Origin of the sequence: Halorubrum sp. CSM-61, assembly GCF_003781945.1 — an archaeon.
Lineage (GTDB): Archaea > Halobacteriota > Halobacteria > Halobacteriales > Haloferacaceae > Halorubrum.
The window spans coordinates 474,182-485,123 of record NZ_RJJW01000001.1 but is presented as its reverse complement, the minus strand read 5'-3'; the positions used below and the strand labels follow the sequence as shown (position 1 = coordinate 485,123).

16 protein-coding genes are annotated in these 10,942 nt (G+C 65.4%); 11 read left to right on the top strand and 5 right to left on the bottom strand.

The genetic code is table 11. The features are described from left to right. Positions 1 to 141: 141 nt before the first annotated feature. A complete protein-coding gene (locus tag EDM04_RS02530) occupies positions 142 to 588 on the bottom strand; it encodes a hypothetical protein (RefSeq protein ID WP_123619589.1) in 447 nt (148 codons plus the stop codon). 140 nt (positions 589 to 728) lie between these two features. Then, the gene (locus EDM04_RS02525) at positions 729 to 1,364 is read right to left on the bottom strand and encodes a hypothetical protein (protein WP_123619588.1); all 636 of its coding nucleotides are present in this window, start codon (positions 1,362 to 1,364) and stop codon (positions 729 to 731) included. A 184-nt stretch (positions 1,365 to 1,548) separates the two neighbouring features. Here EDM04_RS02525 and EDM04_RS02520 point away from each other — a divergent pair, with 184 nt between their 5' ends. Beyond that, positions 1,549 to 1,959: a type IV pilin gene (locus EDM04_RS02520; RefSeq protein WP_123619587.1), complete on the top strand. Its 411-nt coding sequence runs from the start codon at positions 1,549 to 1,551 to the stop codon at positions 1,957 to 1,959. 58 nt (positions 1,960 to 2,017) lie between these two features. Here the strand turns inward: EDM04_RS02520 and EDM04_RS02515 are convergent, their stop codons facing one another. Further along, positions 2,018 to 2,482, bottom strand: a complete 465-nt coding sequence (locus EDM04_RS02515) for a type IV pilin (protein WP_123619586.1) — start codon at positions 2,480 to 2,482, stop codon at positions 2,018 to 2,020. A gap of 254 nt (positions 2,483 to 2,736) precedes the next feature. Here EDM04_RS02515 and EDM04_RS02510 point away from each other — a divergent pair, with 254 nt between their 5' ends. From EDM04_RS02510 to EDM04_RS02470, 10 genes are all read left to right on the top strand, one after another. Then, the gene (locus EDM04_RS02510) at positions 2,737 to 3,504 is read left to right on the top strand and encodes a hypothetical protein (protein ID WP_123619585.1); all 768 of its coding nucleotides are present in this window, start codon (positions 2,737 to 2,739) and stop codon (positions 3,502 to 3,504) included. 135 nt (positions 3,505 to 3,639) lie between these two features. Then, positions 3,640 to 4,392 carry a hypothetical protein gene (locus tag EDM04_RS02505; RefSeq protein WP_123619584.1) on the top strand — a complete coding sequence of 251 codons (753 nt, stop codon included), beginning with the start codon at positions 3,640 to 3,642 and terminating at the stop codon, positions 4,390 to 4,392. Then, positions 4,389 to 4,517 (top strand): hypothetical protein, encoded by a 129-nt coding sequence (locus tag EDM04_RS18920; protein WP_277424136.1) that lies wholly within the window; start codon positions 4,389 to 4,391, stop codon positions 4,515 to 4,517. Before EDM04_RS02505 ends, EDM04_RS18920 begins: the two co-directional genes overlap by 4 nt. A 171-nt stretch (positions 4,518 to 4,688) precedes the next feature. Continuing rightward, positions 4,689 to 5,360: a hypothetical protein gene (locus EDM04_RS02500; protein WP_123619583.1), complete on the top strand. Its 672-nt coding sequence runs from the start codon at positions 4,689 to 4,691 to the stop codon at positions 5,358 to 5,360. Next, a complete protein-coding gene (locus EDM04_RS02495; protein WP_123619582.1) occupies positions 5,360 to 6,082 on the top strand; it encodes a hypothetical protein in 723 nt (240 codons plus the stop codon). The genes EDM04_RS02500 and EDM04_RS02495 overlap by 1 nt, the downstream gene beginning before the upstream one ends. Further along, entirely contained in the window at positions 6,083 to 6,805 is a 723-nt protein-coding gene (locus tag EDM04_RS02490; RefSeq protein ID WP_123619581.1) for a hypothetical protein, read from the top strand. A gap of 2 nt (positions 6,806 to 6,807) precedes the next feature. Then, positions 6,808 to 7,392, top strand: a complete 585-nt coding sequence (locus EDM04_RS02485) for a hypothetical protein (RefSeq protein WP_123619580.1) — start codon at positions 6,808 to 6,810, stop codon at positions 7,390 to 7,392. Further along, entirely contained in the window at positions 7,392 to 8,597 is a 1,206-nt protein-coding gene (locus EDM04_RS02480) for a DNA cytosine methyltransferase (RefSeq protein WP_123619579.1), read from the top strand. The genes EDM04_RS02485 and EDM04_RS02480 overlap by 1 nt, the downstream gene beginning before the upstream one ends. Positions 8,598 to 8,704: 107 nt before the next feature. After that, complete coding sequence (locus tag EDM04_RS02475) at positions 8,705 to 9,505, top strand: hypothetical protein (RefSeq protein WP_123619578.1); 801 nt, start codon at positions 8,705 to 8,707, stop codon at positions 9,503 to 9,505. Further along, the gene (locus EDM04_RS02470; RefSeq protein ID WP_123619577.1) at positions 9,502 to 10,158 is read left to right on the top strand and encodes a hypothetical protein; all 657 of its coding nucleotides are present in this window, start codon (positions 9,502 to 9,504) and stop codon (positions 10,156 to 10,158) included. Before EDM04_RS02475 ends, EDM04_RS02470 begins: the two co-directional genes overlap by 4 nt. Positions 10,159 to 10,190: 32 nt before the next feature. On the opposite strand, the gene EDM04_RS02465 is transcribed toward EDM04_RS02470, so the two are convergent. Further along, entirely contained in the window at positions 10,191 to 10,658 is a 468-nt protein-coding gene (locus EDM04_RS02465; protein WP_123619576.1) for a hypothetical protein, read from the bottom strand. A 69-nt stretch (positions 10,659 to 10,727) separates the two neighbouring features. Beyond that, positions 10,728 to 10,922, bottom strand: a complete 195-nt coding sequence (locus EDM04_RS02460; RefSeq protein ID WP_123619575.1) for a hypothetical protein — start codon at positions 10,920 to 10,922, stop codon at positions 10,728 to 10,730. Between the last annotated feature and the right edge of the window lie 20 nt (positions 10,923 to 10,942).

The following is a 10,942-nucleotide window of genomic DNA, read 5'->3' as shown; positions in this document are numbered from 1 at the left end:
CTCTGGAAGGGGGTTGTGCCGTGTCTGTCGCATCGATTGACACGACTCGGCGGCGTGTAATAGTCGTTCCGCCGGCGCGTGAAAATATCGAGGCCGGGTATTCGTTACTATATGATAGTAACGTGAGAGCGGGCCGGCGCGTCAGTGCCCGCGGTTCGTCGGCGTCTGGTGGTACGTCCCGCTTTTCTCGGCGGCCGGTAGGAACGAGTCGAGGCGCGTCCCGTTCTCGGGATCGCCGTCAATGAACGGGTAACTCCCGCGGAAGGACGGCCCGCGGTCGCCCCCGCGGACGTGGAGCCGGAACGACTCGCCGTAGGGATCGCCGTCCGGAACCACGCCCTCGCTGCCGTTCGATCGCGTCTCGACCGTCGCCGAGACCATGCGGGCGAGCACGGTTTTCCCGGAGTCGGAGACCTCGACGATCTCCGCGAAGTTCACTTGCGTCTGTCCGTAGCCCCAGCTCGTGGCGAGCACGGCGCCCTCCCACGCGTCCGTGACGGTCTCGGCGTCGGCGTCGAACGCCTCCAGTAGCTCGGCGAGTCGGTCGGTGCGGTCCGTGTCGTCGGTCGGTGTCTGAGTGGATTCCATGTGGTCACCTGCACGTCGGACTTTCGCCCTCGCGCATCCTACACAACGGACGAACCTCACATAAGTGTTACTATGTAGAGTAGACTTAACCAGACTGCAAAGAATGAGACCGCGATCGGCGGGCGGAGTGCGTTACCCCTTCAATCCCACCAACAGCGAATCAGCGTCGGCTCTCCGGCGTCGAGGTCGCTCCGGGCTTTGCCGACCGTCGCGACCGGGTAGGTGTCGGCGTCCGTCACGCCGCCGAGTTCGTTCGGGCGGTGGTCCGTCGCCGGCACGATCGCGTCCGGGTCGTCGATCGTGTCGTCGATAATCAGGTCGGCGAACACGTCGTACACGGCCGGCGCGTCGACCGTCCACACGTACATCACGGGCGACGACTCGCGGCCAAAAACGACCTTCGCCGCGTCCGGGAGGTCGTCGAGCGCGTCCGCGGTCACGTCGCCGTCAAAGCGGTTGTACGAGCCGATTTCTCGCAGGCACGCCTTCGCTTCGTCGGCGTCCATCCACGTCGTATGGAACTTGAGCGACCGGCGCGGTTGGCCGTTGATCGTCCGGTGGCGGTCACCGGGGCGGGCGTCCGGGTCGTACTCGCCGTACGCCTCGGCCGTACACGTCTGGTTATCCCATTCGTACTCGCCGGTGAACATGACGCCGTAGTAGCCTGAGCGTTTTGCGTTCTCGACCGCGACACTGTCGCGATCGTAGGGCAGCTCGTACTCCGGCGCGGCCGGGGGGTTCTGTGCGTCGTTCGTCGTCGTCGATTGGTTGTCCATTCGTGGTCACCTTGCGCGTCGGGGTTCTCCCCCGTGCGCGTCTATCCAAAGAAGCGCCCGCTACATAAGTATTACTATGTATAACAGACTTAGAGAATAAGTCTATTCTACATAGTAAGATATATGTGTGGTCGGGTATACTATCGAAGTGAGTCGGGGAAACCCGGCTCGCAGGTGACCACAAATGGGTAGTATCCGGCAGTTTGGCGAAGCCGATCGGGGCGTCAGCCCCGTTATCGGTGTCGTATTGATGATCGCAATCACCGTCGTTATCTCGGCGGCCGCCGGCACGCTCGTCTTGCAGATCGTCGGCGATCAGACGGCCGAGATGGGCGACGAAGGCGTTGACGCCGAGTTTTCCGTCGCGTTCAACGGTGATAGCGTCGAGGTGACGCACACCGGTGGCGACGCCGTGCCCGCAGAGGAGCTCCTGATCGACGGCGACGTTCGTCGGTCGCAGCGCTGGGGCGAGTACGGAGATGTGAGTCCCGGCGACTCGGTGACGGTCGATGCCGTCGGGGCGAATCGGACGATCGTCGTTGTTCACTCCGGCCCGTACGGCGACGAGGAGGTGTTACTCCGGGCTGAGGAGTAAGCTATCGCTGGGATTTTCTCCTATTTATACCTTCAAAAAATGACGACGTTGGCTCAGATTACGAGCTGAAGTCGAAGTTAGGGCTGGAAGCGGCCTGAACCGTCAATCTCCGATCAAAGATGATTGAATCGGATGACGTGTGGATGATCCTAACCCGGACTTCAGTGTCGGTGCCGCCAGAGTCGAATCTGATATGTTCGGTGTCTCCCACAGTGTATGTGGAATTAAACTCATTGGACTGATCGACTGCTGACGAGTTACTGTTGGTTTCGTCATCAACAATGACTCGGAGGTCGCCGGATTCGATCCGGTCACCGCCCGCGTGTTCAAGCGAAATCGCAGTGGAGTTTGTCGACGTACTAATCGTGGCGCTGGGCTGACTGTCGCCGAGACTGTCACCGAGTCCGAGCACGAACGTCCCGATCACGGCCGCCAGAATCACGGTTATTGCCACCATGAGTATGACTCCGATTACGGGACTGACCGCCCGATCGTCTCCCTGAAATGCTGTTTTGAGGTTCATTGTTTCGTTGTGTCACCAACGAGACAGATACGAAGGTTAACGACACTCGGGCGCATACTGACAGGTGCCCTTTCAAGGCGCCCCGTTTGCGCGGACCCGAGATGGTGGGATGGCCCCCATCCCACTGTTGTCTCCGTTTCGTCCGTTGGTATGGTCGAATTAACTCCGAGGAGGGGCATAAACACACCGACCCAAATCTCTGGTTTGAAAATCACCCCGCAAGACGTATCTCTCAGGCTGTCAACATACGGCATATGGAACCGGCGGCGCGCTTGATCGCGCGGACCTACTCCGATCGCGTCTACCCCGACCCGTGGGACAAGGTCGAGGACTACCAGCGCGTGCAGGCGTATGCCGCCGAGAACCCGAACGCAGGTCGGACGGCCGTCGGAAACGCGCTCGAATTGCCGCCCGAGCGCGTTCGAGGATGGCTCAACGGCGGGAAGCCCGATCCCGTCCGCGGGATCGAGACCGCGAGCGCGAACGGGTGGCTCGATCCGGATTGTGACATGGCTGGCGCGCTCGTCGAGCTCCTCGCGCACGTCCTCGCGGGCGGGAGCATCAACGAGACGTTCGTCCCCGCGATCTCGACCGGGCGGCGGGTCGACCACGACGCGATCGAAGCGGCGTTCGCGGCGGTCGGCGTCGACACGCAGCGCCGGCACGTCGATAGTGACGGCCGCGCGACCGAACTGTACCCGGCGACGGACGCCTCGGTGCTCGGCCGGTGTCTCGTCGCCATGGGCGCCCCGCACGGCGCGAAGACGAGCCTCGACGCCGTCCCGGCGGTCGTCTGGGAGAGCCCCGAGTCGATCCGGCGGCGATTCGTCGAGGTGTACGTCGCCCACCGCGGCGCGCACTTTGAGAGGAAGGCGACGACGCGCATACAGGAGGAGCGACCGGCGTCGTACCTCAAGGATCTCCACGACCTAATTACCGAGTGCGTCGAGGGCAACGTCTCGCGTGGCGAGCGCGCGCTGACGATTTCCGCTGACGCCGCCCGCGAACTCGGCCTTTCCTAACGCGAGCGCAACGACGACCGCCGGCAACGTCGCGTTTCGACCTGTATAAGTCTATTTTGCATAGTAATACTTATGTGGGGTGCGTGTGTTAGTGCAGGTAGCCCCCGAGGAAACTCGGGTTGCGGGTGACCACACATGGTAGATCAGATCCAGACGACGGGGCGAGGGCGTACAGAGACAGACACGGAGACCGAAAGCGACAGCGAGCGGTCGGCGGCGATCGCGACGCTCCGGCGGGCCGAGCGCTACGACCACGTCCGGGTCGCACCGCTCGATCTGTCGCTCCGTGTGCTCCACCAGATCGGCGACTTCGGTGTCGAGGGCATCCGCGCCACGGGGGACGACACGACGTACCTGCTGGTTGCCGAGTCCGATCCCGAGCTTCCCGACGTTCGGATCGATCGGTACGATGGATCGACGTTCCGGCCGGTGTTTCGCACGAGTCAGGTGCGAGTTGATGAGCATGAGCGCGGCGGTGAGACGGAGTGCGTGTTTCGCGTTCCCGCTGGGGTGCGTGTCGATCGCGACCGACGCACGGCCGGCAGGATTCGACTCCAGCCAGACGGTGGGCTCACGGCGGTCCAGACGGCGCGAGACCTCTCGGCGGGCGACCGCGTCCGCGTCGCCGGAGAGGAGCACGAGTCGATGCTCGCGACCGTCGACCGCGTCGACGACAGCCCGCCCGTCGCGAGTGAGCTGTTCGCCGGCGCCCGGCACGTCTTTCTCGACACTGACGCCGACGGCGAGCGCATCCGCGTGTTGACCTACCGGACGGCGACCGGAGAGGATGCGCTCCACCTCGCGACGCCCGACGGCGGGCTCGATGGGACGTGGCAGCGCTCCGGCGCCTGCACGCGTCTCGAACGCGTCGAACGCGCGAGCCCATGACCGCCGGGATCGTCTCACTCGGGTGGGCCGTGTTCGTCGCGACGGCGATCCTGTCGTTCGTCGGCGCGTTCATGCTGATCATGGGCGTCCGGCTCGGCACGCGGTTGCTCGTTGTGCATCGGTAGTGTAGTTACGTCTTTTCTACGTAGTAAATTATAAGTAAGAGCGCAAGAGACGTAGTGGCAAGGCCGGGGAAACCCGGCGCGCAGGTGACCACCGATGCACAACCCCCTATGCCCGCTCCAGTATCGCAGCTCGGACGTTATCGAACAGCCGTCGACCAGCGGGTGGGTGTAGTGCGGCTCTACTACACCGGCGCGAGCCCGGAGAATCTCAAGCGAGCGCGGCGACACGCGCCCTCACACTCGCACGGCTACGGGTGGACGCCCGCGAAGATGACGCCGCATCAGGATCCGTACTTTCTGGACAATGGTGCGTTCACGGATCACTTCGATCCGGAGGCGTGGGTCGAGACCGTGGAGCGCGCGCTGATCGAGATGCCGCGGAGCCCCGACTTTCTCGTCCTCCCGGACGTGTACGGCGCCGCCGAGGCAACGATCCAGCGGCATCAGGAGTGGCTCTACGACCGCTCGATGGGCGTCGGCTCCGGCCAGTGTATGCGCTACTGGGTGCTCCAGCCGGGGCTGCCGGTCGCCGAACAGTTTGAGGCTATCGAGGGCTGTCAAGGCGTGTTCGTCGGCGGGACGACCCGCTGGAAGCGAGCGCACGCGTCCGAGATTGTTCGACTCGCCGACGAGCACGACCTCCGGACGCACGTCGGGTGTCCCGGCGGCGAAGACGGGCTCGTGTGGGCCTACCGGCAGGGGTTCGACTCGGCAGATACGACAAACGTGTTCCAGAACCAGTACTGGCACTACCTCGACCGGCTTGAAGAGGCGACCGAGGAGACGGAGCCGATCGAGCCGGAGCGTGGTGCCGAACAGGCGTCGATCGAGGGGTGGTCCTGATGGTCGTCGAGTATCGCGTCGCCGACGCGTACGAGGAGATCCGATCGGAGCCTGATGACTCAGTCGCGTTTATCCACCTCGACGACGCGTGGGCGCGACCGAAGCGTGGCAACGCCTTCGGCGTCGAGTATCCGACGCATCCGTTCTCGCGGGAGGACGACCATTTCGAGCCCGATAAGCACGAGTTCGTCGTCACAGATATCGTGGCCGAGTGCATCCGGGTGCTTCGCCCGGACGGGATCCTTGTCGCCGATACCGACTCGTGGCTGTTCCCCCAACTGTTCGAGTGGTTATGCGACCGTCTCGATTCCGGGTGCGCTCGCTCTGGTGGCGTCACGCTGCTGTCGGCGGATGGGACGCCCGATTGTTCGACACCCGGCCAGTATGGCTCCTCTGGCGGCTACTCGGTCGTCATGGCGTCGCCGGCGTCGTGTCCGGGGTTGTCGTCGTACTCCGTCGCCGACCGCCAGCACGAACAGTACGGTTGGGGGACAGTGAAACCACTCTCGCCGTACAAGACGTGGGTCCGCGAAGCGACGGCGAGCGACGATCGGATTCTCGTTCCGTGTGCGGGGACCGCGCCGACGGCGATCGCCGCCGAGATGCTGTACGAGGACCCGGATGTTCTCGCGATCGACGTGGAGTCTGACGCCCGAGACGCGTATGAACGGCGGCGTACGGACGAACTGAATCGCCAAGCGTCGCTCTCGGGGTGGGCGTGAATGGGCTCGAAGCCGCCCCTCCCCGACGACTACGAGCTTCCCGCGGGCGTGAACGGCTGGTCGCACGACCCGGAGTCCGGGATCAACGGTCACGTCTGGATGGCCGACGACGGGTCCGCGTTCGTCGGTGTCTGGTGCTCGACCAGCCGCACCCGGCTCGCGATCGGAGACGCCCGCGTGTCTGGCATCCAGCGGACGGTCACCGTCGAGGAGCGCTCTGCAACGGTCGAGGGGTTGAACCACGAGGATGCGACCCCGGAAGACCGAGCTGCCACGGCGGCCATGTGCGACCGCGCGCTCGGTTGGATGCGTCATCACGCGCCGGGCGAGTGGTCCCATCCGCGCGTGACCGAGGCGGTGTTCACCCCGCCCGCGGGGTACGTGCTCGAATTGTACGAGATCGCGGAGCGCGACCAGACGATCTACTACCGGCGCCGGGGCGCCCCGGAGCGCTCGTCGCTGTTCGGTGGTGGCGCCGGGCCGGTCGGCGAGTACGACTATCTGTATCTCCACGTCTGGGACGGAAGTGGGGCGGCGACTGTCGAGCGGGCACCGTGGACGCGGGCGGATTCCAGCGAGCGCGAACCCTTGCTTACTCTTCCCGACGAGTGCGGGCTGGAGGTTGCGCTCAAACAGACTCGGGAGTGGGCTCGCGATCAACACGGGATCGAGGCTGAGGGCATGGTTCCCGGACAATCGGGACTCGACGCTTTCGAGGGCTAAGAATGACCGATCGCGTCCTCACCTACGACTGCCACGTCGGCGACGCCGACCACGACGTGCCCGGTGCCGACGTTCGGATCATGAAGACCGGCGACGGCGGGTTTATCGTCGCCTGCGGGTGCGGCCCGGAGTCGGTCGATGACGCCGACGAGTCGCCGCACCCGATTACGGATCACCTCGTGAACATCTACGCGCGGGACCCGTCGCCGGCGCAGTGGCTCACACTGGAAGCGGCGGCCGACGGGTGGTACGAGACGACGGCGTGGGACTCGCCGGACGGGTTCGAGGGCGTGAATGGCCAGCGTCGAACTCGCTTTCGGGAGCAGATCGAGGAGATTGCCGACACGAACGACCGCAACGAGCGCGGCGGGGCGAGTCAGCGCGATCGCGACGCCCGAGGCGTGGCGTGTCCGCACTGCGGCGCCGGCGCCGGGACGAAGTGTGAGCGCCCGTCCGGCCATTCCGTCCGGAAATCGCACGCCGACCGGGTCGAGGCAGCCATCGAGGCCGGGATCATCGACGATGACACCGGGGGTTCGGCCGTCGAGGAGACGACCGAACAGGCCGAAATCGGTGGGTGGTGCTGATGCCGGCGCTCTCACTCCCGGAGGATGGCCCGACGGTGGTCGATATGTTCTCGGGGATCGGCGGCGCGACGATCGGGCTCGTCGCCGCCGGGTTCGACGTGCGGGCGGCGTGGGAGACCGATCCGGTCGCGTCGTATGCGTATCAGGTGAACCACACCGAGGGAACGGATATCGCGCAGTTCGGCGACGCGACCGACGTGCGTCCTGAGCGCGTTCCGGACGACCTCGAACTACTGTTCGCTGGGCCGCCGTGTCAGGGGTACTCGTCGTCCGGCGGAAGTATCGAAGACGACCCACGCAACCAGCTCGCCTTTTGCGTGCCCGAATGGGCGGACGCGGTCACTCCGAAGCTTGTGGTCGTCGAGAACGTCGTCGGCCTACAGGACCTCCACGGGCCGACCCACAGTGCGCTCGTGGACGCGCTCGCGGACGCCGGCGACGGCTACACCGTGGCGACCGTCCGGTTGGACGCTGCCGACTACAACGTCCCGCAGGCTCGTGAGCGGGTGTTTCTCGTCGCTGTTCGCGAGGACCTCCCGACGCCCGACCAGTGGGAACCGCCCGTGGTGACGGCGCCGGCGCCGACCCGGACGCTCACCGGGACCGCGTTGCCGGGGTACGACACTGCGGGCGACGCCCTCAACGAGCTGCCCGCGCCGATCGCGTCGATGCCGCCGGCTGACGATCCGATTCACGAGACGATCGAGACGGTCCAGCCCGGCGCCGGCGAGTGGGGGCGCCACCGCGTCGACCCGCATACCGTCGCCGGGCATCGAGAGGTCGGCGGGACGATCGTCGCGATCCCGCCGAACCACGTCGCACCCGATCACGCTGCCGAGACGCGCGAGAAGTACGCCGAATGGCCGCTCGGGTACAGCGGTGAGCGCACGACGAGCCGGCGGTTGCACCCGGAGGAGCCCGCGCCGACCATGACTGTCTCAGACGGTACTGCACCGGTGTCGCACGTCGGGCGCTCGCCCTCGACGCCGTCCGAGCCCGTCGACGACGTGCGACGGCTGACCGTTCGCGAGGTCGCCCGTCTCCAGACGTTCCCCGACATGGTGACCTTCGCCGGCACTCGCGTCGAACAGTACCGACAGGCGGCGAACGCCGTGCCTCCGAATCTGGTCGCGCACCTCGTAGGTCACCTGCGGGAGACCGTGCTCGAACGCGATCCGCGCTCAGCTGATGTTACTACAATATAGTAACGTTCGACACCCCTCGTTTCGTCTGTACGCTTGTTTTGCATAGTAACTATTATACCTGCGGCTGGAGTACGCCGAGACACGCGAAAGCGCAGGTGACCACAACGATGCTACACGCACTCTCCATGACCTCGATTAGACAGACGAACGGGACCGTCCGGGTGACGCTCCCGAAAAAACTCGCAACGGCGATCAGTATCTTCGAGCGCGACGACCGCCGGACGGAGTTTCGCGTCCGGTGTGACACCGACGCCGACGGGCTCGGCCTCGATATCGTGTTCGGCGACGGCGTCGACGACGACTCCGTGCGGACCATGTCGGCCGTCGTGGTGGAATCGACCGGCCAGACAGAACTCCGCCCGCCGCGCTTCCTCGCGGAGACGTGGGGGCTCGTCGGCCTCGGCGTGGAGTGGCCCGACGCCGACGAAGTCCGGTGTGGCCCCGACGACGACGTGACGATCCACGCGACCGTCCCTGAGTGGGAGCCCGCCCACCCGGTCGACCTGTTCCGGGCGGCCGGCGAGCGGCCCTACAGCACCTCGCTCAGCCGCGTCGAGCGTGGCGATGACGAGTACGCGCAGGTGACGGGCTCGATCCCGACCGTTCCCGGCGAAGGGTTGGGGCTCGGGACGGAGTACGATCGCGCCGCAGTGACGATGGACTGCGCCGACGGGCGGCCGGTCATGGTCATGTCGCCGACCGACGCCCCGGCCGAGGAGGTGCGGAACAGCGTCGCCGTGAATCTCGCCGGGCCGGGCGACTCCCAGCGGCAGTTCAACGCCGCGTCGATCGCGGGCGTGCTCGGCGTCGAACAACAGCTCCGCGACGCGGGCAGCGTGCGGTTACGGTGGGTCCAGCAGGATGGCGCGTTGTGTGCGTTCGTCGACGACGACGGAGGTGACGCATGACGGCGTTCGAGCGCGAGACCGACCTTCGGATCGCTGGGATGCAGGCCCTCGGTGAGCACTTCGAGGGCAACGTGTTCGAGGAGGTCGCCCGCGGCGGCCACACGATCGACGCGCTGGTCGCGCGACCGGACCCGGACGCGCAGGCGAAGCGGGAGGAGCTCGGTATCGACGAGCCACCGACGGGCGACCGACGTGCGATCTACGAGTGGGTCGCTCGCGAGGACGGTCGGCCGCTCGGTGACCTCCTCGACGTGAGTCCCGCGGACGAGCAGTTGGAGGACGAAGCGCTCGTCGACGAGCTGATCGACGACGGCTGGATCGACGTGACCGACGGCGGGCTACTGACGGCCGTCGAGGTGCCGCGGCCGGTCGAGACGATCGCCGTTGCGTTCGCACTCGACGATGTGAAACAGGCGCGCGTGTCGGTCGGCCGGACGCGCCCGTTCACCGACCAGCAGTACGTCGTAACGACTGAGGCGTGTCGAGAGGACGCGCAGGCGAGCGCTGCGCTGTTCCAGTCGGCGGGCGTCGGCGTGGCCGTCCTCGACGATGACGGCACGCTGGACGTGGTTGTTGAAGCGGAGACGGGTCCGATAGAAGATGGGTCAGTCGCCCGTGGGCTTGCGGAAGACGCAGCAGCGGGTTGGTTGTAAAGGAGAGTCCAGATGCTCGGCGAGGTTGCGGACTAAATCGAGTCTGTGGTTGAGGTGACCGTTGTCGGATCGATTCCCGCTACTTCCTCGACTGCTTCAAGTACGCTCATACGTTCATCGTGTTGGACAAAGTCCCGTTTCTCTACGAGTTCGTCTAACACGTCGCGATCAGCGAGTGCGTTGATGGCGGCGACTGCGTGTGCAACGTCGTCATCGTGGTACTGAAGCACGCCAACTGTCGAGGGGGCTTCCAGATACGGTTTTTCCGGCGTCTCACCTCGACTCATCTTCATGGCCTCAATCCGCCCCGGCATGTCTCGGTGGCGAATGTCGATTTCTACGACTGACTCGCTGGACGTAACGGCCAATGCTCGTGGAGTATCAGTCTCGCCGTCGAACGATGACACCTCAAACCCAAAGTCGGCGTACGGGGCCACCTGCCACCCCTCCGGTAAGTCACACTCCTCACTGACCTGCTCCTGAAATTCGCTGCTTTCCATACAGACTATCGGGCGGTGTGGCCGAAAAGTGTTCAGGTGGTGCGGGGGTATTCACTCGCGGACTGCGGCCTATAACGCGTTCCGGGAGACGATCTTCTCGGTCGGCTCGGCGGACCACTGGACGGTCGGTCGCGGGACGCCCGCCCGGTTGCGCTCGTCTGCCAGTTCGCGAGCGGCGCGCTGGGTAAGCCCGGTCTCCGGCTCGATCCCCGACACGTCGACTTCGGCACTGGGGTGGACGACCTCCGGGACGACGCGCCACACTCGGACTCGCCTCGGCGTGG